General features: G+C 42.0%; 24 protein-coding genes. 5 read left to right on the forward strand and 19 right to left on the reverse strand.

What is annotated here, in order from left to right; translation table 11 throughout:
• Positions 1-30: 30 nt before the first annotated feature.
• From icd to MHI16_RS13265, 3 genes are all read right to left on the reverse strand, one after another.
• Complete coding sequence (icd, locus tag MHI16_RS13255; RefSeq protein WP_012010859.1) at positions 31-1,302, reverse strand: NADP-dependent isocitrate dehydrogenase; 1,272 nt, start codon at positions 1,300-1,302, stop codon at positions 31-33.
• Positions 1,303-1,450: 148 nt separating this feature from the next.
• Complete coding sequence (citZ, locus tag MHI16_RS13260; RefSeq protein WP_058015092.1) at positions 1,451-2,569, reverse strand: citrate synthase; 1,119 nt, start codon at positions 2,567-2,569, stop codon at positions 1,451-1,453.
• A gap of 375 nt (positions 2,570-2,944) precedes the next feature.
• Positions 2,945-3,409, reverse strand: a complete 465-nt coding sequence (locus MHI16_RS13265) for a DUF441 domain-containing protein (RefSeq protein ID WP_034320955.1) — start codon at positions 3,407-3,409, stop codon at positions 2,945-2,947.
• Between the two features lie 99 nt (positions 3,410-3,508).
• Here MHI16_RS13265 and ytvI point away from each other — a divergent pair, with 99 nt between their 5' ends.
• Positions 3,509-4,627, forward strand: coding sequence for a sporulation integral membrane protein YtvI (gene ytvI, locus MHI16_RS13270; protein WP_342497983.1), 1,119 nt, complete (start codon positions 3,509-3,511; stop codon positions 4,625-4,627).
• A 25-nt stretch (positions 4,628-4,652) separates the two neighbouring features.
• Here ytvI and MHI16_RS13275 read toward each other — a convergent pair whose 3' ends face one another.
• The 7 genes from MHI16_RS13275 to dnaE form a co-directional block, all read right to left on the reverse strand.
• Positions 4,653-5,042 (reverse strand): FxsA family protein, encoded by a 390-nt coding sequence (locus MHI16_RS13275; protein ID WP_061409064.1) that lies wholly within the window; start codon positions 5,040-5,042, stop codon positions 4,653-4,655.
• 102 nt (positions 5,043-5,144) lie between these two features.
• Complete coding sequence (gene pyk / locus MHI16_RS13280; protein WP_306011039.1) at positions 5,145-6,905, reverse strand: pyruvate kinase; 1,761 nt, start codon at positions 6,903-6,905, stop codon at positions 5,145-5,147.
• Positions 6,906-6,932: 27 nt separating this feature from the next.
• A complete protein-coding gene (gene pfkA, locus MHI16_RS13285; RefSeq protein ID WP_012010865.1) occupies positions 6,933-7,892 on the reverse strand; it encodes a 6-phosphofructokinase in 960 nt (319 codons plus the stop codon).
• Positions 7,893-8,233: 341 nt separating this feature from the next.
• A complete protein-coding gene (gene accA, locus MHI16_RS13290; RefSeq protein ID WP_058015088.1) occupies positions 8,234-9,211 on the reverse strand; it encodes an acetyl-CoA carboxylase carboxyl transferase subunit alpha in 978 nt (325 codons plus the stop codon).
• A complete protein-coding gene (accD, locus tag MHI16_RS13295) occupies positions 9,196-10,071 on the reverse strand; it encodes an acetyl-CoA carboxylase, carboxyltransferase subunit beta (RefSeq protein ID WP_012010866.1) in 876 nt (291 codons plus the stop codon). Before accD ends, accA begins: the two co-directional genes overlap by 16 nt.
• A 304-nt stretch (positions 10,072-10,375) precedes the next feature.
• Positions 10,376-11,608, reverse strand: a complete 1,233-nt coding sequence (locus MHI16_RS13300) for a malic enzyme-like NAD(P)-binding protein (protein WP_058015087.1) — start codon at positions 11,606-11,608, stop codon at positions 10,376-10,378.
• A gap of 141 nt (positions 11,609-11,749) precedes the next feature.
• Positions 11,750-15,085 carry a DNA polymerase III subunit alpha gene (dnaE, locus tag MHI16_RS13305; RefSeq protein WP_342497984.1) on the reverse strand — a complete coding sequence of 1,112 codons (3,336 nt, stop codon included), beginning with the start codon at positions 15,083-15,085 and terminating at the stop codon, positions 11,750-11,752.
• 137 nt (positions 15,086-15,222) lie between these two features.
• Here dnaE and MHI16_RS13310 point away from each other — a divergent pair, with 137 nt between their 5' ends.
• The 3 genes from MHI16_RS13310 (at position 15,223) to MHI16_RS13320 (ending at position 16,359) form a co-directional block, all read left to right on the forward strand.
• Positions 15,223-15,564, forward strand: coding sequence for a YtrH family sporulation protein (locus tag MHI16_RS13310; protein ID WP_034661856.1), 342 nt, complete (start codon positions 15,223-15,225; stop codon positions 15,562-15,564).
• Complete coding sequence (gene ytrI, locus MHI16_RS13315) at positions 15,561-16,064, forward strand: sporulation membrane protein YtrI (RefSeq protein WP_003216226.1); 504 nt, start codon at positions 15,561-15,563, stop codon at positions 16,062-16,064. The genes MHI16_RS13310 and ytrI overlap by 4 nt, the downstream gene beginning before the upstream one ends.
• A 109-nt stretch (positions 16,065-16,173) precedes the next feature.
• Positions 16,174-16,359: a hypothetical protein gene (locus tag MHI16_RS13320; RefSeq protein WP_003216400.1), complete on the forward strand. Its 186-nt coding sequence runs from the start codon at positions 16,174-16,176 to the stop codon at positions 16,357-16,359.
• Positions 16,360-16,410: 51 nt separating this feature from the next.
• On the opposite strand, the gene MHI16_RS13325 is transcribed toward MHI16_RS13320, so the two are convergent.
• Positions 16,411-17,352 carry a bifunctional oligoribonuclease/PAP phosphatase NrnA gene (locus tag MHI16_RS13325; RefSeq protein ID WP_003216520.1) on the reverse strand — a complete coding sequence of 314 codons (942 nt, stop codon included), beginning with the start codon at positions 17,350-17,352 and terminating at the stop codon, positions 16,411-16,413.
• A gap of 147 nt (positions 17,353-17,499) precedes the next feature.
• On the opposite strand from MHI16_RS13325, the gene MHI16_RS13330 reads away from it, so the two are divergent.
• On the forward strand, positions 17,500-17,802 hold the full coding sequence (locus MHI16_RS13330; RefSeq protein ID WP_003216665.1) for a YtpI family protein: 303 nt from the start codon (positions 17,500-17,502) through the stop codon (positions 17,800-17,802).
• A 55-nt stretch (positions 17,803-17,857) separates the two neighbouring features.
• On the opposite strand, the gene MHI16_RS13335 is transcribed toward MHI16_RS13330, so the two are convergent.
• From MHI16_RS13335 to MHI16_RS13370, 8 genes are all read right to left on the reverse strand, one after another.
• The gene (locus MHI16_RS13335; protein ID WP_058015084.1) at positions 17,858-19,180 is read right to left on the reverse strand and encodes a CBS domain-containing protein; all 1,323 of its coding nucleotides are present in this window, start codon (positions 19,178-19,180) and stop codon (positions 17,858-17,860) included.
• Positions 19,181-19,326: 146 nt separating this feature from the next.
• Positions 19,327-20,010, reverse strand: coding sequence for a metal-dependent hydrolase (locus MHI16_RS13340; RefSeq protein ID WP_144462564.1), 684 nt, complete (start codon positions 20,008-20,010; stop codon positions 19,327-19,329).
• Between the two features lie 66 nt (positions 20,011-20,076).
• Complete coding sequence (locus MHI16_RS13345) at positions 20,077-20,832, reverse strand: SDR family oxidoreductase (RefSeq protein ID WP_058015082.1); 756 nt, start codon at positions 20,830-20,832, stop codon at positions 20,077-20,079.
• A 101-nt stretch (positions 20,833-20,933) separates the two neighbouring features.
• Complete coding sequence (locus tag MHI16_RS13350) at positions 20,934-21,836, reverse strand: phosphotransferase (RefSeq protein ID WP_058015081.1); 903 nt, start codon at positions 21,834-21,836, stop codon at positions 20,934-20,936.
• A gap of 118 nt (positions 21,837-21,954) precedes the next feature.
• Positions 21,955-23,328 (reverse strand): argininosuccinate lyase, encoded by a 1,374-nt coding sequence (argH, locus tag MHI16_RS13355; RefSeq protein WP_058015080.1) that lies wholly within the window; start codon positions 23,326-23,328, stop codon positions 21,955-21,957.
• Entirely contained in the window at positions 23,325-24,536 is a 1,212-nt protein-coding gene (locus MHI16_RS13360; protein ID WP_003216486.1) for an argininosuccinate synthase, read from the reverse strand. Before MHI16_RS13360 ends, argH begins: the two co-directional genes overlap by 4 nt.
• A 173-nt stretch (positions 24,537-24,709) precedes the next feature.
• Positions 24,710-25,225 carry a molybdenum cofactor biosynthesis protein B gene (locus MHI16_RS13365; RefSeq protein ID WP_058015079.1) on the reverse strand — a complete coding sequence of 172 codons (516 nt, stop codon included), beginning with the start codon at positions 25,223-25,225 and terminating at the stop codon, positions 24,710-24,712.
• 98 nt (positions 25,226-25,323) lie between these two features.
• Positions 25,324-26,508: an acetate kinase gene (locus MHI16_RS13370; RefSeq protein ID WP_003216471.1), complete on the reverse strand. Its 1,185-nt coding sequence runs from the start codon at positions 26,506-26,508 to the stop codon at positions 25,324-25,326.
• Positions 26,509-26,559: the final 51 nt, after the last annotated feature.

Here is a 26,559-nt window from a genome sequence, read left to right on the forward strand (position 1 = left end):
TTTTTCCCCTTTAACTTTAAAGTTTAAGAATCAAGACAAGTTTTTGATGAGCTCGTCAGCAAACTCAGAACATTTCACTTCTGTTGCGCCATCCATTAATCTAGCAAAATCGTAAGTGACGACTTTTGATGCAATTGTATTTTCAACAGATTGAATCACTAGATCAGCTGCTTCCTGCCAGCCAAGGTGCTCAAGTAAAAGCACGCCTGATAGAAGAACAGAAGATGGGTTCACTTTATCAAGACCAGCATATTTAGGTGCTGTTCCGTGAGTCGCTTCAAAAATAGCGTGTCCTGTTTCGTAGTTGATGTTCGCACCTGGTGCGATACCAATTCCACCAACTTGTGCTGCAAGAGCATCAGAGATGTAATCTCCGTTTAAGTTCATTGTTGCAACAACATCGAACTCAGCTGGACGAGTTAGGATTTGTTGAAGGAAAATATCTGCAATGCTGTCTTTGACAATAATTTTGCCAGCAGCTTCTGCTTCACTTTGCGCTTTGTTTGCCGCATCTTTTCCATCTTGTTCTACAATACGATCATATTGTGCCCATGTAAAGACCTTGTCGCCAAACTCTTTTTCAGCCACTTCGTAGCCCCAGTTTTTGAAGGCACCTTCTGTAAATTTCATGATGTTTCCTTTGTGAACAAGCGTCACAGACTTACGGCCTTGGTCAATTGCATATTGGATAGCCGCTCTGACAAGGCGAGAAGTTCCTTCTTCAGAAACTGGCTTGATTCCGATACCTGATGTTTCTGGGAAACGGATTTTGTTAACACCTAATTCGTTTTTCAAGAAGTCAATTAACTTCTTCACTTCGTCTGATCCTTTTGCATACTCGATGCCAGCATAGATATCTTCTGTATTCTCACGGAAGATGACCATATCTGTGTCTTCTGGACGTTTCACAGGAGACGGTACGCCTTTGAACCAGCGAACTGGACGTAAGCATGTGAATAGATCAAGCTCTTGTCTAAGTGCCACGTTTAATGAACGGATTCCTCCGCCGATTGGTGTTGTCAGTGGTCCTTTGATCGCGATTAAGTATTCACGAATGTCTTCAAGTGTTTGCTCAGGAAGCCATTCTCCAGTTTTATTGTAAGCTTTCTCACCGGCATATACTTCTTTCCAAGTGATTTGCTTTTCTCCTTTATATGCTTTTTCTACAGCTGCTTCAAGTACTCTTGATGCTGCTTTCCAAATGTCAGGACCGATTCCGTCCCCTTCGATAAACGGGATGATTGGATTATTTGGTACATTCAATACGCCGCCAGTAACTGTAATTTTTTCGCCTTGTGACAATGATATTACCTCCCAGGTTATGTAGTGAATATTTGAAACTTCTTGGCTTGATGTCTGCAAGCGAAGAAGTTTTTCACGTGATTCGTTTTTTGTTGATATAGAGGCTGATTGGCCTTCCCGAGATCAGCCCCTGCTTATTCTATAAACATTAGTCTCTTTCACTGATCGGAACAAACGTTTGAAGATCAGGCCCAATATAGTCAGCTCTTGGACGGATGAGACGGTTGTTGTCATACTGCTCTAGAATGTGAGCAATCCATCCGGAGAATCGGCTGATCACGAAAATTGGTGTAAACAAGTCATGATCAATCCCAAGACTGTGATATACAGATGCAGAATAAAAATCAACATTTGGTGGAAGATTTTTCTCTGATGTCACGATTTCCTCTGCGCGAACAGACATTTCATACCATTTCGGCTCGCCAGTCAGGTTTGTTAAACGCTGGCTCATTTCTTTTAGATGCTTTGCACGCGGGTCACCTTGACGGTATACGCGGTGGCCAAAGCCCATAATTTTTTCTTTCTTCTCTAGCTTACCATGAATATAGGAATCTACGTTTTCAACTTCACCAATTTCTGAAAGCATCTTCATCACGCCTTCGTTGGCTCCGCCATGAAGTGGTCCTTTCAGCGCACCGATAGCCGCTGTTACACCAGAGTAGATATCTGATAGTGTAGCAACACATACACGTGCTGTAAATGTCGATGCGTTTAATTCATGATCCGCATGCAGAATGAGTGCCTTATCAATTGCCTCAATTTCTACTGGTGATGGCTCTTCGCCATTTAGCATATACAAGAAGTTTGCAGCATAGCTGTATTCTTCTTTTGGCTGTACAGGCTCAAGTCCCTTACGAATACGTGAAAATGCAGCGACTAGTCCAGAAATTTTCGCCTGTAAGCGAATGGCTTTTCTGTAATTCGCTTCTTTGTCCATAATCTCTGATTCGTTATCAAGTAATCCTAGTAAGGATACCGCTGTACGAATCGCAGACATTGGATGAACCCCATCCAGCGAATACGATTTAAAGTGCTCAATGATTTCTTGCGGAATGTGAGCATTTTCGTTGAGCTGCTGCTTTAACTCACTCAGCTCTTGCTCATTCGGCAGCTTTAAGTGCCATAACAGGTAGACAATTTCTTCGAATGTAGCTTTTTCAGTTAAATCATCGATATTGTACCCTACATAAGTAAGAGTATCATCAATAATTGAGCTTACGGATGAAGTTGTTGCCACAATACCTTCAAGACCTCTTGTTGCTGTCATGTTCAATCTCCCCTTTTTAAAAAGATTCCCCTTCGTTGCAGAATTCTCGCTTTTTGAAAGCGCTATCCAATCCGAATAAGACGGCAGGTTCAGAAAAGAAAATGCTTACATTTACCTATACGGTTAGAGCGCTTTTAGCCTCATATCTCTTGTGTGATCAATGAGTTCAAAATTAAGCCTATTCCCATTATAAACAATAATCAGACATTTGTTAAATGTTTAACTATAATTTTTTTTGATATTTTTTTTTCCAGTCTTCCATATAAGGCATGGAATAAAGGGATTTTGCTTCTTTTATTATATTTAATTATGTTTTTTTGCAAAAGCTCACACAAGAAAAAAATAAAAAAGAAAGTGGCATGAACCACTCTCTTTTCAACCGCTGAAAAATTTCACAGCCTGCATCGCTAAATAAGCAATTCCTGCTCCGATCAGCGGACCGACAGCTACACCTTTAAATAAGCTGACTGCCAAAATCGTCCCGAACACAAGCGCTGCCGTGATATGTGGATCATTTTCGAGTAGCACAATACCGTTTTTTGCAATTAATGCTACTAATATACCCGCTCCAAGTGCAATCCAAGCATAAGAAGATTTCACGGCTTCTCCAAGCTGCTTAAATCCAATATCACCTGTTGCAATAGGGACAAGCACAGCAATTGTAATAACGGTGACCCCCCAATTGATGCCTTTTGATTGGAGAACTGGGAAAATTTTTTGATCCAAACCAATCAGCTTAATCCCAATGAGCACAGAAACCGCTAAAATTAATGAATTGTTTTTTGCAATAAGTGCAATAACGAGTAAAAGAACCAAAAATAAATTTGCTTGAGTAAACATACGCCGCCCCTTCCTTTCTTTTTATTGCGACCTTTTCATATTACTAATCTTTTTGAATAAAATGAAGTATGGACATGCTTGTTTGTTGGAGGGGATTGTGTGAATCACACCTATATGGCCATTTTTCTACGAAGTTTGATGATGATCAGCATTGCTGTATTTGCGGTTATCTTTTTATATCACTCTTTTCCTTTTCTATATCCTTTTTGGATTGCACTTATTGTATCCTGCCTCATCCACCCTGCCGTATGCAAAATAGAAGAGATCACCGGAATGCCAAGAGGATTTGTTGTAATCATTGTATTACTGCTCTTTTTATTAGTAGCCGCCGGTTTCATCACACTCTTAGTAGCAGAAATCATTTCAGGAAGTGCTTATTTGGCAAAGGTTCTGCCTGGTCACCTTGATCAAATGATTGGGATTGTTGAACGGTTTTTTACAGATAAAATCCTGCCTTTGTACCATGATGTAACCGCCCAATTTAATACGCTTCAAGCAGGGCAAAAGGAATCGATTTTGGGACAAATCCAAGCACTGGGCGATGAAGCTGCCGCCAAAATAGGGACTTTTCTTTCAAAAACACTCGAGCTCATCCCAGCTTTTTTAGGTCTTTTGCCTGATGCAGCCGCAACCCTTTTGTTTTCTGCACTAGCAACTTTTTTTATCACGAAAGATTGGTTTACATTAAAAAAATATGGTTCTCGTATCTTTCCCGCAAAATGGATGCAGCATACACGAGCCATTTTATCTGAAATCAAAAAAGCCATTACCGGTTTTATGAAGGCGCAGCTTTTGCTTGTTGCAATGACCATCGGCCTTGTCATCATTGGTCTGATCATCTTAAAAGTCGAGCACGCCCTTGTCATTGCTTTATGTATTGGGTTTGTCGATTTACTTCCTTATATCGGGAGCGGCACTGTTTTTCTGCCATGGATCATTTACTCTGCCATGACAGGAAACCTTTCCCTCGCCATCGGGCTCGGCATTTTGTATATTGTCGTGCTCATTCAAAGACAAATTTCAGAGCCAAAAGTCTTGAGCAAATCCATTGGGCTTAATCCTTTAGCCACACTTGTGGCGCTATTTGTCGGGTTAAAATGGCTCGGTTTCCTCGGACTCGTCATTGGCCCTGCTTCCCTTGTCGTGTGGCAAGCATTTCGTAATGCAGGTGTTTTCAGGGATATCTATCAATACATTCGGTACGGCATGCAAAAGTAAAAGAGACCTTCAGTTCAAGGTCTCTTTAGCGAATAATCGTATAGCGACTGCGATTAGACATGTTCCTGAGCCAACGTTCAAAGAGCGGCTTGATTTGCTTTCTCGTCATCGGAATGAGCAGCAGCGCACCGATGATATCTGATAAGAAGCCGGGAATGAGCAGGAGCAGACCACCGATTAGAATGCAAAAACCATCGACAATCGTTACCCCTGGCATTTTGCCATATTGTAAATCTCTTTGCACTTTTTGAAATGCTTCGATTCCTTGTTTTCTTGCAAAATAAGCACCTAGTGCACTCGTGAGTACGATCATCAGCATCGTTGGCAAAATGCCAATGATTTTACTTGATATTAAAAATAAACTGATTTCCACTGCAGGGAACAGAATCAATAATAGTAGCAAATATTTTTTCAACCATATCACCTCATGGGGTATCTATCACCCGAAAGCTGTTTTACTTTTTTAGTGTAACATAAAAAAAGAGAGGAGTCAGACAACTCCCCTCGTGTGTATGATTTAAAGGACACTTGCACGGCCTTTGTAGATCGCTCCGCGTGCCGGATCTACTGTAATCTCTTCGCCTTCTTTTAGCAATGTTGTTGCACCATCAAGACCTACAATCACTGGAATGCCAAGGCTGAGTCCAACGACTGCTGCATGGCTTGTTAAGCCGCCTTCTTCAGTGATCAGGGCTGATGCTTTCTCTAAAGCACCCATCATATCACGGTCTGTACAGTTTGCGACAAGAATCGCACCATCGTACATTTTTTCATCTGCTTCTTTTCCGCTTTGTGCAATAACAACCGGTCCAAATGCAGATTTACGGCCAATTCCTTGACCTTTCGCAATGATGTCACCGACAACATAGACTTTCATTAAGTTTGTTGTACCTGTTTCACCAACTGGCACACCAGCTGTAATGACGATTAAATCGCCGTGTCTCACGTAGCCTGTTTCAATCGATTTCTCGACTGCATTCTCAAGCATTTCATCAGTAGACGTCGTTTTTGATCCGCTCTTTGCAAATACACCGAATACAAGAGATAGCTTTCTTGCAACTGATTCGTTTGCTGTGACCGCTACGATTGGTGCTTTTGGTCTATATTTTGAAATCATTCTCGCAGTATGACCGCTTTCTGTAGGTGTCACAATCGCTGCAACGTCAAGCTTCATCGCTGTATGTGCAACAGATTGACCAATGGCATCTGTAATGCTGACTTCTACTTCTTCGCTTCTGCGAGAAAGAATGGCTTTATAGTTGAGTGCATCTTCTGAGCGTGATGCAATGTTATGCATCGTTTGTACAGCTTCCACTGGATACGTTCCTGCTGCTGTTTCACCAGAAAGCATAATCGCATCTGTGCCATCAAAAATGGCATTTGCCACGTCACTTGCTTCCGCACGGGTTGGACGAGGATTACGCTGCATGCTGTCAAGCATTTGGGTCGCTGTGATGACTGGTTTGCCTAAGCGATTGCATTTTTTGATCAGCATTTTTTGTACAAGCGGTACTTCTTCTGCCGGGATCTCTACACCAAGATCTCCACGCGCAACCATCAAACCGTCTGATACCTCAAGGATTTCATCGATGTTATCAACACCCTCTTGGTTTTCAATCTTAGGGATGATTTGAATGTCAGCCGCGTTATTCTTTTCAAGAAGCTCACGAATTTCAAGAACATCAGAAGCTCGTCTCACAAAAGAAGCTGCGATGAAATCGACGCCTTGTTCAATTCCGAACAGAATATCATTGGCATCCTTTTCTGTAATACCTGGCAGGTTCACACTTACACCTGGTACGTTAACACCTTTTTTGTTTTTGAGCGTGCCTGTATTCATGACCTTTGTGACGATTTCTTTGCGGTCCATGTTCAGTTCTTTGACTTCTAAACCAATAAGACCATCATCTAAAAGGATTGTTGAACCCACTTCTACATCATGAATCAAATCTTCATATGTCACACTGATTTTTTCCGTATTTCCAACAATGTCTTCCATACTTACGATAAGATCTGCACCAGCGACTAGCTCAATTGAGCCGTTTTCGACTGTACGTGTACGAATCTCTGGACCTTTTGTATCAAGAAGGATCGCAATGTCCTTGCCTAATGTTTTACCTGCTTTACGAATGTTTTCAATGCGTGCACCATGCTCTTCAAAATCTCCGTGAGAGAAGTTTAGTCTGGCTACATTCATTCCTGCTTCAATCAATTCAGTCAGCTTTTCAATGGTTTCACTTGCTGGACCGATTGTACAAACGATTTTTGTCTTTCTCATTACTGTTCCTCCTAAGGTCTTCTCGTTTTATATAGAGAGCTCTTGTGAAAGTCGGTACATGTTTTGATCGACTGTATGTTTTTTATCTAAGATATCTAAAATATCGTGGTGAACGAGTTCGTTGCTTTGAATACCCACACAGCGTCCGCCTTTTCCTTCAAGTAGAAGTTCTACTGCATATGCTCCTAAACGGCTTGCGAGTACTCGGTCAAACGCACTTGGAGAACCTCCGCGCTGAATATGTCCTAAGACAGATACACGGGTTTCAAGGCTTGTCTCCTCTTCAATTCGCTTACCAAATTCAACACCGCTGCCTACGCCTTCTGCGACGATGATGATACTGTGCTTCTTGCCGCGCTCGTGCCCTCTTCTTAATCTCGCGATAATTTCATCCATGTCATAGTCTGCTTCTGGAATCAAGATAGATTCGGCTCCGCCTGCAAGACCTGACCAAAGGGCAATATCACCAGCATGTCTTCCCATTACTTCCACTACGTATGTACGTTCATGAGATGTGGCTGTATCACGAATTTTATCAATGGCGTCAATGACTGTATTCAGTGCTGTATCAAAGCCAATAGTGAAATCAGTACCTGGAATATCGTTGTCGATTGTACCCGGGACACCTACACATGGAAAACCAAGCTCAGTTAATTTCTTTGCTCCCATGAATGAACCGTCTCCGCCGATCACAACAAGTCCTTCAATACCGAATTTTTTTAAGTTTTCAATGCCTTTTTCACGACCTTCAACTGTCTTGAATTCAGGGCATCTTGCCGTGTAAAGTTTTGTTCCTCCACGATGAATAATATCGCCAACTGAACCTATTTCAAGTTTTTCAATTTTACCGTTAATTAGACCTGAATATCCATTATAAATACCGTAAACTTCAACATTATGGTAAATCGCTTTCCTTACAACTGCGCGCACAGCTGCATTCATTCCTGGGGAATCCCCACCGCTCGTTAAAACTCCTATACGCTTCATCTTTTTCACCTCAGAGACCATATATGAATTAAACATACCATTTCCACTGCTTGAAAACAATCATGAGCAAAACAGGATGTTTTCAATTTGTATTTCTAAAACCGTACTTATTATACAATTAAATAAACCGTTTTTAAACAAAAGTTAAGAAAGTATGAAAGCAATTCTTTCAAAAACGAGGAAGATCATCCCCTTTAAAGCCTACCATATCAAGGTTTTCAGACGTTTCAAATTTTATGAAAACAAATGAAAATTATTTTCAAATAGCGCTTACACGAGGAAGGTTTTCATGAAAAAAGATGAAAAAAAATAAACGCCAGCCAAAAAGGCTGTACGTTTATTTAGTTTACCCCAATATATTGATTTTCAACCGATACTTTCCCGATTGCTTTGTATTTTTGATATCTTTGTTCGACTAGTTCTTCAGGTGTTAGTTTGAGCAAAGATGTAAGTGACTGTTTTAATATTTTTTCAATGTAGGCTGCTTGTTGTTTCACGTCTCGGTGTGCTCCACCTTGCACTTCTTTAATAACATCATCTATAATATCTAATTCTTTTAGGTCTGGAGCCGTAATTTTCATTGATTCTGCAGCTTTTTTCGCAAGTGATGAGTCCTTCCAGAGCAGTGCTGCTGCACCTTCAGGTGAAATCACTGAATACGTTGAATTCTCTAGCATGTATAGGTGGTTTCCTACGCCTAAGCCTAGTGCGCCGCCACTTCCGCCTTCTCCAATGACAATACAGACAACCGGTACACGAAGTCCTGCCATTTCGAATAGGTTTTTCGCAATTGCTTCACTTTGCCCGCGTTCTTCAGCTGCTTTACCAGGATAAGCTCCTTTTGTATCAATAAAGCAAATGATCGGACGATTAAATTTATCTGCTTGTTTCATCAAGCGCAGCGCTTTACGGTAGCCTTCTGGATGAGGCATTCCGAAATTACGGCGCAAGTTTTCTTTTGTATCTTTACCGCGCTGGTGGCCAATCACCGTGACAGGAAGCCCTTTAAACGTGGCAATTCCTCCAACGATCGCTTCATCATCGCCATAAAAACGGTCACCGTGACACTCGAAAAAGTTGTCAAACAGCTCTTGAATGTAATCGAGAGTTGTTGGACGCATCGCATGACGAGCAATCTGTACTCTGTCCCACGGCTTTAAATTTGTATAAATGTCTGCTTCAAGTTTGCTCAGACGTGTTTCAAGACGCTCAATTTCTGCACTTAAATCCATTTCTGAGTTTTGTGTGAACTTTTTCAGTTCATCAATTTTCGCTCGAAGTTCAATGACAGGTTTTTCAAATTCTAGTTCTCCAGCCACTCTCGTTCACCTCCTGTGCTGTGTAATGCTAAGATTCGGCCTAGTGTTTCTTTCATCTCTGCACGATGAATGACAGCATCCAGCTGTCCATGCTTTAACAAAAATTCAGCCGTTTGGAAGTCCTCTGGCAGGTCTTCACGAATTGTTTGTTCTATGATTCTACGACCTGCAAACCCAATTAAAGCACCCGGTTCTGCAAAGTTGTAATCACCAAGAGACGCGAAGCTAGCTGATACACCACCAGTTGTTGGGTTCGTCATCACAGAGATAATCAAACCTTGGTCCTCGCTGAACAGTTTTAATGCTGAGCTTGTTTTTGCCATCTGCATAAGACTGAGGATCCCCTCTTGCATTCTCGCTCCGCCTGATGCAGTAAAGATGATAAATGGCACCTTGTCCGCTTTTGCTTTCTCGATCGCAAGTGTGATCTTTTCACCAACAACCGAGCCCATGCTGCCCATACGGAATGTGGCATCCATTACAGCGATCACAGCACGCTTGCCTTCAATTTCACCTTGACCTGTGACAATGGCTTCATTCAAAGATGTTTTTTCTCTGTCTTTCTCAAGCTTTTCTTCGTAGCCTGGGAATCCGAGCGGGTTTTCTGAGATCAGATGCCCGTTAAATTCTTCAAATGTGCCTTCGTCAACAAGGCTGTCAATACGCTGTTTTGCATTCATTTGCAAATGTCTGCCGCAATTCATGCAAACACGTAAATTTTTATCTAGTTCTTTGGTGAGCATTATTTTTTTACATTGCGGACATTTGGTCATGATGCCTTCAGGCACATCTTGACTTGCCTGTTCAGAGGGTACAGATGCATATTTTTTCTTTTTACTGAAAATATTTTTGATTGACAAATGACTACCTCCCTTTTTGAAGGGTTTTTTCTTTACACGCACATCCACTATTATAGGACATGTCATAACTGTACCGAAACTATTGTACTTTTTTTGTCAAACGCTGTCATCCTTCATTCAATTTTTTCAGTGGGGAATTGATGAGAAATGAGTATGTGTTTGGGGCGCTGAGCAGTTGATATAGGTGAATTGTGAACGTCTACAAAAAAATATCATTCCGGATGAAAAAATTTTCGCGTATGAGAGGAAATGGTGCACGTCTTTCCTCCAATTTCAGAAAGAACGTGCACACTTTTCCAATTGATTATTCCCCGATAATCGTTAATTTTCTTGTTTTTTCAGCGACTTCTTCTGGGTCGACTTGGATTCTTGCAACACCAGTTTCCATTGCTGCTTTTGCTACCGCTTTTGCTACCGCTGGTGCTACACGTGCATCAAATGGTTCAGGGATGACGTATTCAGCTGACAATTTATCATCTGAAACAAGAGAAGCAATTGCTTCTACGGCTGCAATTTTCATTTCTTCGTTAATGTGGGTTGCTCGTACATCTAATGCTCCGCGGAAAATTCCTGGGAATGCCAGTACGTTGTTTACTTGGTTCGGGAAGTCAGAACGGCCAGTTCCTACAACACTTGCGCCTGCTGCATGTGCATCTTCTGGCATGATCTCTGGATTAGGATTCGCCATTGCGAAGATGACAGGATCTTTTGCCATTTTGCCAACCATTTCTTTTGTTAGAGCGCCTGCTGCTGAGACCCCGATGAAGACGTCAGCGCCTTCAATCACTTCTTCTAATGAACCTTCTTTACGGTCTTGGTTCGTGAATTTAGCCACTTCATTTTTCACTGCATTCATACCGTTCGGGCGGCCTTCATAAATTGCACCTTTTGTATCACACATGATAATATCACGTACACCGAAATGATATAGAAGCTTGATAATCGCAATTCCCGCTGCTCCAGCGCCGTTTGCCACCACTTTGATAGAGGACATTGATTTTCCAGACAGTTTCAGCGCATTTACAAGTCCTGCTACTGTCACAATCGCTGTTCCGTGCTGATCATCATGGAACACTGGAATGTTTGTCTCTTTTTTCAAGCGCTCTTCGATAATAAAGCAGTTTGGAGCTGCAATATCTTCAAGGTTGACACCGCCAAACGTTGGCTCAAGAAGCTTTACTGTTTCAACGATTTTGTCTACATCGTTTGTCGCAAGTGCGATTGGGAAGGCATCAACGCCAGCGAAGCTTTTGAATAGTACAGCTTTTCCTTCCATTACTGGAAGAGAAGCTTCTGCACCAATATTTCCAAGCCCTAAAACAGCGCTTCCGTCTGTGACAACAGCGACCATATTGCCTTTCATTGTATAATCATACACTTTGCTTGTGTCGTCATAAATATCTTTACATGGTTCTGCAACACCAGGTGAGTAAGCCAAGCTCAAGTCTTTCGCATTTTTCACTTGTACTTTTGATTTTGATTCAAGTTTGCCTTGATTCTCTTTGTGCATATGTAATGCTTCTTCTCTTAATGACATGTGATGAACACTCCTTCAAGTGGAAAATGATTTAATGAATTGCTAAGTTGATAAGCACATACTGGCAGTTTTAAATACACAGAATCTTTAAAATGATAACACAATAGGTGAATTTGTAAAACATATTCAGGCGATTTGTCATCATTTAATCACAACGTTTTGTTCACCAAGCAGCTCTTTTAACTGGAAAATGACAGCATGATCTGCATGAACTTTGTATGCATCTGGAAGTCTCACTGTCTTTTTTTGCTTCTCATAATACAAATAGACATCTGCTTCTCCACTGTGCATCGAGATCACCCGCTTTACTTTCTCTAGCAGCTCCTGCGTATGATTTTCTTCTTTCACCCGAATGTAGACAGACTCTTTTCTTTGTGTGCCCATCTCTTCAAGCAGAACGGCTTCTTGCACGATGATCTGGCTGCTGTCATTTCTGACATCTATTCTGCCTTCAACATAAAGCATGGCGCCCTCCTCAAGTAAGGGGGACAGCTTTCTAAATTGCTCTGGAAAGACGACGCCTTCCATTTCTCCCGTTTCATCCCCAAATGTGACAAATGCCATCGATTGTCCATTTTTTGTTCGAATCGATTTCACCTTTGTCAAAAGACCACCCATTGAGACCTTTCGCTTTATATAGGAAGAAAGTCTGATGATTTCCACTGCACCATTCTCTCTTAAGCGATCTCGGTACGCTTGTACAGGATGATTTGATAAATATAGTCCAAGTGCCTCTTTTTCAAATTGCAGAAGATCGACAAGCGGCAATTCTTCTATCTCTGCATATTTTGGCTTAATAGAGAAGGTTGTATCCCCCAGAAAGTCAAGCTGATCATCTGGATTTAAAAATGACACGTGGTCTAATGCAATATCTATTGATGCCAATAACGAAGCACGATTTGGATAAAGCTCATCCATCGCCCCTGAAAAAATGAGCGCTTCAATCGTTTTTCGGTTGACACTCTTTGCTGATACTCTTGCGCAAAAATCAAATAAATCTTCAAACGGCTTTTCCTGTCTTGCCCTGTATATATCCTTTACAGCTGACACTCCGACATTTTTGATCGCTCTTAAGCTGTAGCGGATCTCCCCTTTTTCAACCGTAAATGGAAATTCACTCTTATTAATAGAAGGCTTCAACACAGATATCCCTTTTTCCTTTGCCTCATAGAAATATTGAGCAACTTTGTCATCATTTCCAATCACACTCGTTAAAAGTCCGCACATAAAATATAACGGATAATGCGCTTTTAAGTAAGCAAGCTGAAAGCCAATCATGCTATATGCAACAGCATGGCTTCTATTAAAACCATAGTTTGCAAATTTGACGATTAAGTCATAAACGTCATTTGCAATGTTAACAGGATACTCCTTTTTTAGGCATCCTTCAACAAAATGGCTCCGCTCTTCATCAAGAACCTTTTTATCCTTCTTTGAAACTGCTCTTCTTAATAGATCTGCCTCGCCAAGCTGAAATCCTGCCATCTTCGCTGCAATCAGCATGATTTGCTCCTGATAGACGATGACTCCATATGTGTCTTTTAAAATGTCATACAAATCAGGATGCGGGTAAGAGACCTTGACTCTGCCGTGCTTTCGGTCGATAAAGAGCGGGATATTCTCCATTGGACCTGGACGGTAGAGGGCATTGACTGCCACAATGTCTTCTAAACTAGAGGGCTTCAAGCGTCTCAGCACCTGACGCATTCCTTGTGATTCAAGCTGGAAAATCCCAGTTGTATCCCCCGCTGATAACAATTCAAATGTTTTCTGATCTTCATATGAAATGTCACTAAAGTTAATGTGGACGTTTTCCTGTCTTTCAATCTGGTTTTTAATGGATTCAATTAAGGTTAAGTTTCTAAGTCCTAAGAAATCCATCTTTAAAAGTCCGAGATCTTCTAAATAATTCATCGCATACTGCGTTAAATACACACCATCATGGCCGTCTTGAATCGGAACGACCTCTGTCAGAGGCTCCTCGCTCAGCACAACGCCAGCTGCATGTGTCGAGGTATGTCTTGGCAAGCCTTCCACCTTTAAAGCAGTTTGAAAGACTTGCCTGAGCTCTTCGGACTGCTGGAGCATTGTTTTTAATTCAGGAGATGCAGTGAGCGCTTCTTTCAGCGTCGTTCCTGGCTTTGACGGAATCAGCTTTGCAAGACGATCCGCTGCCTTTGAATCAATCCCCATCACACGTCCTACATCTCTTAAAGCTGCTTTTGCTGCAAGTGTTCCAAACGTGACAATTTGCGCCACATGCATGTCTCCGTATTTGTCTTTTACATAAGAAATGATTTCATCTCTTCTCGTATCAGGGAAATCTATATCAATATCAGGCATACTGATTCGCTCAGGATTTAAGAAACGTTCAAATAACAAACCGTGACGGAGCGGATCAACATCCGTAATAAACAGTACATAGGCAACAAGTGATCCTGCTGCCGATCCTCGGCCCGGTCCTGTGACAATGCCTTGGTCATGGGCATACTTCATAAAATCCCACACAATGAGAAAATAATCACTGAAATTCATTTTTTGGATAATGCTCAGTTCGTACTCAAGTCTTTTCACATACGCTTCATTTGAAGCAATCTTTCTTTGCTTCATCCCTTCCGCACACACTTTGCGTAAAAACTGATCTGCTGTTGATTGATCAGGGGTCGGATAGGATGGGAGTTTTGTCTGCCCAAGATTTAAATCAACTTCACAGCGGTCTGCGATCTCCACCGTTCTTGTGAGCAGCTCCGTATCCTGCGTATACCATTCCTTCATTTCTTCAAAGGTTCTGAAATGCTTTTCTGCTTGGTCTTCCTCAACCTCAGGCAGCTGCTGCCCTGCTTTAATCGCCTTTAAACACGTATAGGCCGTTTTGTCTTCCATGTTGATGTAGTGGACATCTCCTGTCGCAACAAGAGGAATGTCCGCACTTTTTGAGACATCCCTCAGTTTACCTGTAAGCGATTCGTCTTGCTGAAATGGCTGAAGTGCGATGTACACATGTCCCTCACCGAAAATATGTTTCAATTGTTTCGCCGCATCATGCGCCTCTTCTATCTGATCGTGCTGAAGCAGCGTTTCAATGTAGCCAGAAACGCCTGGTGTGATGGCAATGAGCCCGCGGTGATAGCTTTTCAGCCATTTCTCTTTCAGTCCAGCTTTTGATTTTGATTTCAGCACACTGCTGATTTTGATCAAGTTTTGGTAGCCTTCATTGTTTTTGGCAAGGAGCACCAAGGGATAAGCCTCTGTCTCTTGTTCATCTATGAAGACAGAAGCTGTTAAACCGATGACCGGCTTGATGCCATGTTTTTTACATTCCTTATAAAATTCAACCGTTCCATACATCACATGGTCATCGGTAAGAGCGAGCGCCTTGTAGCCAAGTTCTTTTGCTTTGAGCACAAGCTCCTTTACTTTTGCTGCACTGCTTAATAAGCTGTATCCACTGTGGACCTGAAGATGAACATAAGACATGCTTAATCCACTCCTTTCGTCTAAAGTCATTCTTTCATTATAAAACGCGATGCGATGAGAAACAAATGTTCTTTCTTTTCTGTCCGTTCATACTTGTCCCGCACGCACCATATATTGAATAGAGTGAGGTGGACAAAATGGATGTGAAGGAAGCTTTTATTCCAAATTTTATCAGTTGCTATTTTATTGCGCTTGGAGTCATTTTGGGTGGTGCCATTATCGGCGGTGTTGGTGCTTATTTGTCTGGTCAGCCGCCTTTATCCATTATTACGAGTCTTGCCAATCGATTAAAGATCTGGGCGCTTGTCGCAGCCATCGGGGGAACGTTTGATGCTGTTTATAGCTTTGAACGAGGCATTTTTGAAGGGAACACGCGTGATATTTTCAAGCAGATTTTATTAATTGTCTCTGCCATGGGCGGTGCGCAAACGGGTTATCTTATTATCACGTGGCTCACACAGGAGCATGTGTCATCATGAGGGTGCCGGAGCTTTACAAACGTCCAGGCTGGCAGCGTTTTTTTGCGGGGATGATGTTTGGTGCGATTGTGAGCTGGCTCATTTTCCTCTTTACATACGGAACCTTTCAGGAAAAGCAGGTGACACTGCTGAGAAGCCAGCAGCACCATATGGACAGTCTGAAAGAACAAATCACACTCTATCGGGAAGATTTGCATAAGTTAAATGAGGATAATAAGAAGCGACTGCTGATCCAAAGCGTAGATGTCCATCTCGTCAATCGTGAGCAGTATAAAATCCCAGAGCCAGACACGCTAAAATTTGAAGATCAGGTCAAGGAGGATATCTCAGAGGTTATTACAAAGGATATTGAAAGTGTCTATAAAACAAAGGAATTATTAAAACGCACGGTCGAAAACAAAGAATATACCATTCGGGAAAAGGCATACCGCGCCAAAGTGACAGAGCTGACAATTTATACGAAGCTTTCACTTGAAGTGCGCATTTCATTTGCTGAATAAATGATCATGTGGAATTTTTATGAATTTCTGCCCTCAATGATCGCTTTTCCCCCTTAATTTTTATACACTAAAAGTAGAACGAGATCTACAATAGAAAGAGGTGAGGACAATGGAGGTTTATAGCTATCGTCAAATGGCACGAGACAAAGCAAGCCGGATCAAGGACGGCATGTGCGCTTATGCTGAGACAGAAATGATGGCTCATTTAATTAAAAAAGAATTAAAGCATCAAAATCTCCAAGCCTATGAAGATTCAACTGACATCGGCTGCTGGTTTATCCCTGTATGCAAGTAACCCTTTTCTCCATGACAAAAAAAGAGAGAGGGGACTTGAAGCCCCCCTCTCTCATGATGATGATTTACATACTTCTTCTAAATCACGCAAAATCTCATCTGCCACGGCCCAATCATAAATAGATGCACCAGCTGCAAGCGGGTGGCCGCCGCCATGATATTTTTTCGCAATGGTATTAATGACGACGCCTTTCGAACGGAATCTAACACGAATCTGATCATTTTCTTCCACAAAAAAGACCCATGCCTTAATCCCTGCAATATTTCCAAGTGTTCCAACAAGCTGTGAGGCTTGCTGCGCTGTCGTTTGGAACGATTCCAAAATATCCTGCTTAATGAAAACAGAAGCGACTCCATTCTCTGACAAAGAAATATGTTGAAAAATATAGCCATTTAATTTCACGACATTCAGATCCGTCTCATACAATTGATTGAAAAGGTCTGAAGATGAAAATGGATATTCAATCAGTTCTCCTGCATATTTGAGCGTCTTTTTCGTCGTGTTTGGGAAAAGGAAGCGGCCTGTGTCTCCTACAATGCCGGCATAAATGAGTTCAGCCGCCTTTGTATTCAGCTGATATCCTTCTTCTTTCCCCTCTAAATACAATTCATAAATCATTTCGCTCACAGAGCTTGCCTCTGTATCCACCCAAAGTAAATCACCATAAGGATCTTCATTTGGATGATGGTCAATTTTCATCAGCTTATCGCCCATTGAATAGCGCTGATCGTCAATTCTTGCTTGATTGGCTGTATCGCAGACAATGACAAGGGCATCTTTGTACACGTCATCCGGTACTTCATCAAGTTCATATAAAAATGAAAGGGATGGCTCCGGGGTTCCTGTCGCATAAATATTTTTTTCTGGATAGGTGGCACGCAAGATTTCCGTAAGGCCGCACTGCGATCCATACGCATCAGGATCTGGTCTTACATGTCTATGAATGATGATGGTGTCATATAATGATATGGTTCTAATCAGTTCTTTTTTCATAAAAACTCCTTCTTATCCGATACTCTTTTTATTATTAAATCATAATCTATCCTGACGGAAAAGTGAGGAATAGACAATTTATTCTAGTAAGCAAGCCTATTTACGTTTAAAATAGGGTTGTAACCACTTACAATGGAGGCTTGGCACATGCTTGTTTTGATTGTGTTTATTATTTGTTCTGCCATGTTTTATTTATACTACAAAGCAAAGAATGTCCGTACGAACCGCCCAGTCGAAAAGAAATTCTGGTCGGCGAAATCCAGTATGGCACTTGGCTGCTTTGTCCTGCTCTTCGGTGTGAATCAATTATTTTTAAACCGCTCGTCACTCGCATTTGTCATTGGATTTATTTTTGTTGCTGTCGGTATCGGCAGTACGTGGGCTGGATATAAAGCCTACAAGCATTACCTTCCGCTCTTTTTAAAGGAAGGCGAAAAAGATCACGCATAATAGGAGAGAAGGGCTAAAATGATGTTTATTTTAGCCCTTTGTCTTTTTCAGCAGATTATCCTCTCTCCATGAGCTGCACCATCAGCATGGCTTTACCGACGATATTCGATTGATGATAAACTTCCACTTCCAGCTTTCCAAACTTGCGTCCTACTTCTAAAATATTTGGCTTGATCTGTATCGTGGATTCCATTTGAACCGGTTTTAAGAAGTAGACAGAGAGACTTTCGACAATTAGCTCCCCTTTTTTATGAGACTTTAAGAAGCGATTGGCGGATTCAATTAAAATTTGCGTGAACACGCCATATGAAATGTTTCCGAGCTGGTTTGTCATTTGTGGTGTGACCTCATATTGATACACTGCATCTGCCTTTGGTTTTTCTGTATCGGTCTCTTTAAACCCTCTTGAGACGACATCATCCAGTTTTTCTCCGACCTGCGGCTGCTTTTGAATCATTTGAAGCGCCTTCAGCACGTCCTGACGGCTGATCATTCCAATCAGTTTCGCATAATCATCTACAACTGGCAGCACCTCAATGCCTTCCCATACCATCATTTGAGCAGCAGAAGCGACAGAGGTTTTGCCAATGACTGTCAGTGGGTTTTTCGTCATCACCTTTTCAATCGGTGTGGAGCGGTCATGACCTGCGATATCCTTTGAGGTGAGAATGCCGTGAATCTTCATTTGGTCGTCTGCGACTGGAAAGCGGCCGTGGCCAGTTTCATAATTTTTTTCATACCATTTTTCAAGCTTATCCTCTGGTGATAGATACACCGTTCGTTCTATCGGCGTTAAAATATCTTCCACAAGTACAATCTCTTTTTTTATGAGTTGGTCATAAATGGCCCGGTTAATGAGAGCTGCTACGGTAAATGTATCGTAGCTTGTCGATAAGATCGGCAGTTCAAGCTCATCTGCGAGCTGAATGATTTCATCATCTGTTGAGAATCCGCCTGTAACAAGTACAGCCGCCCCTGCCTCTAATGCTTGTCTGTGGGCATTGATCCGGTTTCCGACAATCAGCAGGTTTCCAGCTGCCGTATAGCGCATCATCGCATCAAGCTCCATCGCCCCGATGACAAATTTGTTTAATGTTTTATGTAAGCCCGCTCGTCCCCCAAGCACCTGTCCGTCAATCACATTGACCACTTCTGCATATGTCAGTTTTTCAATATTTTCTTTTTTCTTCTGTTCAATTCGAATGGTGCCGACTCGTTCAATGGTACTCACGAACCCTTTATTTTCAGCATCCTTAATAGCCCGGTAAGCCGTGCCTTCACTTACTTTCATTTCTTTCGCAATACGCCGGACAGAAATTTTCTCTCCGACATCTAATGAATCAATATACGATAAAATTTGTTCATGCTTTGTCGCCAATCCCGTTCACCCTTTTTGTTTTCAGCGTTTTCATCTAACTTTCATTATAAGGGCAGGAGGCTTTTAATAGCAATTTGTCTTTTTTCAGCACGATACATGTAAATAAAAAAAGCCGGCATTTGAGTGCCGACTTTTTGCTATGTTGATTAAATCTCGATCGATTCTCCGCTGTTTAACACATGACCGACGCCGCCATGCAGGCTGTCTGCAAATGCATGTGGGTCCTGCTCAATCGGCGGGAATGTGCTGTAATGAACTGGCACGACTTGCTTCGCCCGAAGCCATTCGGCTGCGATTCTTGCATCGTCCGGTCCCATCGTGAAGTTATCACCGATCGGAAGGAATGCAAGCTCAATATGATTCAGCTCACCGATCAGCTTCATATCTGAAAAGAGTGCAGTGTCTCCGGCATGATAAATCGTTTTGCCCTCTGCAGTAAATAAAATACCTGATGGCATGCCTGTATACGTAATCGTTTTTGCATCTTCATCAATGATAGCAGAACCATGGAACGCTTGAGTGAGCTTCACTTTGCCAAATTCAAACTCACGTCCGCCCCCAATCGATAGCGGGTGCGTTTTCACACCTTGCCAGCTTAAATAAGTGGCAAGCTCGAATGGCGCAATAACGAGCGCATCATTGTTTTTAGCGATTTCAATGGTGTCACCGACGTGATCTCCATGCCCGTGGGTCAGCAAAATGGCATCCGCTTTGACATCTTGCGGTTTGATATCTGTGTGCTTATTTCCATTTAAAAATGGATCAATCCAAATATGGTATCCGTTTGTTTCAATGTGTACGACTGAATGTCCGTGATATGTAGCTTTCATGTGAGTATATCCACCTTTCGAATTTGATCTCATTTCATCTATTCCCTGTATAAAAAACTGAAAAACTTAATGCCTGTGAATGACGTTAAGACCACCTGTTGCTTCAATAACAGTTCCTGTAATCAGATCAGAGCGGTCATCGCATAAAAAGGAAATGATGCGCCCGATATCTTCTCCAGTACCAGATCTGCCAATCGGCGTTTCGTCATCTTTCATCTGGCGTGCTTCTTCTATTGTCGATTCTTTCATGTCTCCAACGATTTTGCCTGGACAAACCATATTGGCCGTGATGCCGTTTTCGGCTTCTTCTATCGCAATGGTTTTCGTCAGTGACGCGAGCCCCACTTTTGCTGCTCCGAAGGCTGATCTGTGCATCCATCCCGGCGCATGGTCTGCACCTTGGAAGCCATATGTGACAATTCGGCCGAAGCCTTGCTTTCTCATCATTGGGATAACCATACGGAACAAATGGAACACAGCAGATAGGTTGCCTTCCATCATTTGATACCATTCATCTTCGGAATAATCCGCTAGTTTTTTTCGTTCAAAAATATAAGGTCCAGCATTGTTAATCAAGGCATCGATTCGCCCAAATCGCTCGGCTGCCAGCTCGACCATGTTCTTTAAATCTTCTTTGTTTGTCACATCACCTTGGACAAATTGAAGCTTTTCTTCATATTCCTGCAATTCTTCTTTCATCTGCCGTACAGCTTCATCATCACTTCGATAATTGACTGTCACAGAATACCCCATATTCAGTAAAGACTCGGTGACTTTCCTGCCAAGTCCCTTAGAACCCGCTGTTATTAATGCGTGTCGCACACAATCTCCTCCTAAAGCAAAGGTTGCAAGTTCACATGTTTCTTATCTTTACTTTACTATAAACCTGCATCTGGCGCACTTATGAACCCTTTCTGTTATTTCTATTTAGAATGAAAAAATGATGGGTGATTCATCCACTTTTGGATATCCCACGAGCCATGAATATCAAGAAGCAGCGAAACAAAACGATAGCATGCTCTCACCTCATGAAGCTGGTGAGGAAGCGGGCAAATCTCTTCATAGCCCAACTGAACATCGTGTGCAGCTTCTTTCGTCAAAAGGTATTCCAATGCAATAAAATCAAATGCAGCTGGTCCAAACACAATATATTCCGTATCCACTAGACTCGTCACTTGATCATCTTTTTCAATATATTGCGATGGATCTAAATCAATTAAAATAAGACTGGCTGAATCAGGAGGATTGAGGTGATCCAGCTTTTGCTGCACCATTTCTCCATAGCACTGAAATTCAGGCTGATCAGCATAATAGCGGCTTACAAGTTTGGAGACAGCCTTTTTTAAAAGAGCATGAAATCCTCTCAAATGTCTCGTTTCTGCACCGTATACTGCACCGAAAGAGTTTGTTCGATATGAATGAAGAAGCGCTAGTTTCCTCCCGTAATCTTTATAGAAATGTGATGAGCGCCCCTCAAAAGATGTTAAAGGGATTCCTTCTATTTTTTCCATGACATTATCATGTTTCCCTGCCTTCTTCACTTTACGAACAACTTTCGGAATATGAAAGGAATTCGTCAGAGCCAGCTTTTCATTGATTTGATCGAGATATTCTTGTCCTATATGAGCATTTACTCCATAGATTATGTCGATCCCATATTCAAACTCACTTTCTACTTTTGTCATTTTAGGAGATTTCACGACATATTCCGTTTTGTCTTGTAAGGAGATCAGCCACACATCATTAGCCCGTCCGTCGTACTGTTCTCCTAACGTTTCAACTGATACGATGGGCTGGTCAAACAAAGCCTGAAGCGTTCTCTTCATGAACTGCTGTCACTCCCTCTTCAGCTTAACACTGGTATGATTTCAACTTCTCCAATGATGATCAATCTCCTTTTCCCAAGACAAAAAACCATCCGTATCAACGAATGGTTTTGGTCAGTTACGCTAGGCAGGCTTTTGCTTTTTCTAAAGCGAGCTGAATTTGTTTAAATCCAGTTCCACCTGCGCTTGTTCTTTTTTCAACAGCAACATAAGGATCAAGCACGGTGTAAATGTCTTCTTCAAAAAGAGCGCTCGCTTCTGTAAATGTCTCAAACGGAAGATCACTTAAGTAGATGCCTTTTTGAATGCATGTATACACGAGCTTGCCAACGATTTCGTGTGCTTCACGGAATGGCATGCCTTTTTTTGCAAGGTAGTCTGCCACTTCGGTCGCATTTGAGAAATCTTCTTTCGTTGCTTTTTTCATGACATCTTCGTTCACTGTCATTGTTTGAATCATGCCTGTGAAGATTTGCAGGCTGCCAGCAATGGTTTTCACTGTATCAAACATGCCTTCTTTATCTTCTTGCAAGTCTTTGTTATACGTAAGCGGCAAGCCTTTCATAATCGTGAGAAGCCCCATCAGGTTGCCATACACACGGCCTGTTTTCCCGCGGATTAATTCAGCCATATCCGGGTTTTTCTTCTGCGGCATCATGCTGCTGCCTGTTGCATAAGTGTCATCAAGCTCAATGAATTTGAATTCTTGAGAGCACCATAAAATGATTTCCTCACAAAGACGTGAGAGATGCATCATCACAAGGCTGCTATTAGACAAAAACTCTAAAATGAAATCCCGATCACTTACGCCATCAAGGCTGTTTTCGTAAATATGATCAAAGCCAAGCAGCTCTGCTGTATATTCACGATCAATTGGGAATGTCGTTCCTGCTAACGCTCCGCATCCAAGTGGAGACACGTTAATTCGCTTCAAAGAATCTTGAAAACGCGCTTTGTCACGTTCTAGCATCCAGAAATAGGCGAGCATATGATGCGCAAAGGAAATAGGCTGTGCACGCTGCAAGTGCGTATATCCTGGAAAAATCGTTTCAACGTGCTGTTCTGCTTTTTCCACAAGCACTGTTTGAAAGGAAGAGATCAGTTCAATGATATGCTCTACTTGGTTATTCAAATATAAATGCATATCGGTGGCAACCTGATCATTCCGGCTTCTCGCTGTGTGCAATTTGCCGCCAAGCGGACCAATCTCATCAATGAGCATTTTTTCAAGGTTTAAATGAATGTCCTCATAATCCACTGAGAATTCGAGTTCATCTGCCTCTGCCTTTTTCATGAGCGTATTCAGTCCATCTTTAATGGCAGCGGCCTCCTCATCATCTAGGATACCGCATGTATTCAGCATACTTGCATGAGCAAGGGAGCCGGTCAGATCTTCTTTGACTAATTGTTTGTCGAAATGAATGGACGCGCCAAACTCATCGACCCATTTTTCTGGTGTTTTTTGAAATCGGCCTCCCCAAAGCTTTTTCATGCTTTAACCTGCTCCTTTTTATTCACGATGCTGTTTACTTTTGTTGGTAAGCCCCAAAGGTTAATAAATCCTACCGCTGCATCATGATCGAATTCATCTGCTTTTGTGTAAGTTGCTAGATTTTCATCATAAAGTGAATATGGTGATTTACGTCCTTCAACAATGGCATGACCTTTAAATAGTTTCACACGTACAACACCTGTTACGTTCTGTTGTGTTTCTTGTAAGAAAGCATCTAGTGCTCCTTTAAGTGGTGAGAACCATAATCCGTTGTATATTAATTCAGCCATTTTTTGTTCAACGATTGGCTTAAAGTGTGCAACTTCCTTCACTAGCGTTAAGTCTTCAAGCTCTTTATGCGCTTTTAGAAGTGTGACAGCACCTGGGCATTCGTACACTTCACGAGATTTAATGCCAACAAGACGGTTTTCAACGTGGTCGATTCTGCCAACCCCATGCTGACCAGCGACTTCATTTAAATGAAGAATGAGATCAGATAAGGAATACTGAATACCATCAATAGCTGTTGGTTTTCCTTTTTCAAACGTGATTTCAATGATCTCAGGTGTGTCAGGTGTTTTTTCAAGTGGCGTCGTTAAATCATACGCTCCTTCTGGCGGTGCAGCCCAAGGATCTTCTAAAATGCCGCACTCGTTACTTCTGCCCCAAAGGTTTTGGTCGATTGAATATGGGCTGTCTAAGTTAATTGGAATTGGAATACCGTGCTTTTGAGCATAGTCGATTTCTTCATCACGAGACCATTTCCATTCACGCACTGGTGCAAGAACTTCTAGGTCTGGATTCAATGCTTTAATGGAGACTTCAAAACGGACTTGGTCGTTTCCTTTTCCAGTACATCCGTGCGCAACCGCTACTGCATTTTCTTTTTCTGCGACTTCCACTAATTTTTTCGCAATAAGCGGACGAGATAATGCAGATACTAGCGGATATTTTCCTTCATACATCGTGTGTGCTTGTAAGGCAGTTAGTGCAAATTCCTCTGCGAACTCTTCTTTTGCGTCAATCATGTAAGACTGAACCGCTCCGACTTGAAGTGCTTTTTGTTGAACGAATGCTAAGTCTTTTCCCTCACCTACGTCTAGGCAGCAAGCTACGACTTCGTACCCTTGCTCTTGTAACCATTTAACTGCAACAGAGGTATCAAGACCTCCGGAATATGCTAATACGACTTTTTTATTTTGTGACATGATTGAAAAGCTCCTCTCACTTGTTTTGATTCTGTGAATGTTTTTTGCATAAAAATAAGTTTTAATTTATAAACATGCATTTAGTATGTATACACTGTAACAAGGAAAAATTGTTTTTTCAACCCCTTTATGAAAAAAACTCCGCCAAATTTTCTTGGCAGAGTCATTTTGGGCTATTTTTGATCCTTTTCAAGCTCTCGTAAGACGTGAGGAAGCTCTGGAATGATGAGTTTTGTCATGGCTAAACGAACAGCTCCAGTAGAACCTGGTGTGGCAAAGACGGCTTTTTGATTGACGATCCCAGCCGCGGCACGGGACAAGATAGCGGCTGAACCAATGTCTTCTGTATAGCTCAGCATGCGGAAGATTTCGCCAAAGCCAGGCAGCTCCTTCGAGAAAAGCGGGGTGATCGCTTCAATGGTGACATCCCTTGCGGCAATTCCTGTGCCCCCGTTTAACAAGACGGCATCTATTTTTGGTTCGCCTGTTCCCTCTAGTACAGCGTCTTGGATCGCTCCAATGTCATCTTTTACAATATCGTATGCAAGAATGAGATGTCCCTGTTCTTTAAGCAAATCAATCATTAGACGGCCGCTTTTATCTGTTTCTTTCGTTCTTGTGTCACTGACCGTAATGACTTTCACATAAAGCCTCGCTTTCGCCTCACGTTTATGTTCTGTCACGCTCATTTTTCGCACCGCTCCTTTCATATTGCCTCACATTATAGCATGCTGATTTCAATAGAAAAAAGCCCTTTTCCGCTGAGGAAAAGAGCTTCAAAAGGATGTTACGCTAAACGCATAACGTCTCTTGCAATCATAACTTCTTCGTTCGTTGGAATCACGATTACTTTTACAGGAGAGTGCGGGTAGCTGATGAATGCTTCTTCGCCTCTCATGTTGTTAAGAGAAGGATCCCAGTAAACGCCCATGAATTCAAGACCACGAAGGACACGTGCTCTAACTTCTGAACTGTTTTCACCGATTCCAGCTGTGAAGATGATCGCATCTACGCCATTCATTCTCGCTGCATAAGAACCGATGTATTTATGAATACGGCTTGCAAAAATATCAAGAGCTACTTCTGCACGGTCGTTTCCTTCTTCTGTTGCTTCTTCGATATCACGAAGATCACTTGATAGACCAGACACACCTAAAAGACCACTCTTCTTATTCAAAGTAGAAAGTACTTCTTCAGCTGTATGTCCTGTTTTCTCCATAATAAATGGAATAAGAGCAGGGTCAATGTTACCTGAACGTGTACCCATCGCAACACCCGCAAGCGGCGTGAAGCCCATTGAAGTATCAATTGATCTTCCGCCTTCAACTGCTGCGATACTCGCACCATTTCCAAGGTGACAAGAGATCAAACGAAGTTCTTCAAGAGGACGGCCTAATAGCTCTGATGCACGCTCTGTTACGAACTTATGGCTTGTCCCGTGGAATCCGTATTTACGAATACCAAAGTTTTTGTAGTAGTCGTACGGAAGGCTGTATAGGTAAGACTGCTCTGGCATTGTTTGGTGGAAAGCTGTATCGAACACAGCAATCGCTGGTACGTCAGGCAGAATTTGTTTGAATGCTTTGATTCCTACAACGTTTGCAGGGTTGTGCAGTGGTGCTAGCTCTGAAAGCTGATCAATGTCATTAATGACTTCATCTGTTAAAAGAACAGAGTCGCTGAATTTCTCTCCGCCGTGAACAACACGGTGTCCTACGCCATCAATTTCATTAAAGTCTTTGATGATGTTAAATTCAATTAGTTTTTCAAGCAGCATTTTAACCGCTACTGCATGATCTGGAATATCTGTGACTTCTGTTTTCTTTTCTCCATCTACAGAAATCGTGAAGATACTGTTGTCCATTCCGATTCTTTCAACAAGACCTTTTGTTAAAACGGTTTCTTCTGGCATGTCGAACAATTGGAATTTAAGAGATGAGCTTCCTGCGTTGATTGCGATAATTTTAGACATTCTTGTCGCTCCTTTTACTCAGTTGTTATATAAGGTTTCACGTTTTTTCCG

The sequence above is a fragment of the Bacillus sp. FSL K6-0923 genome (assembly GCF_038630825.1).
GTDB classification, from domain to species: Bacteria; Bacillota; Bacilli; order Bacillales; family Bacillaceae; genus Bacillus; species Bacillus pumilus.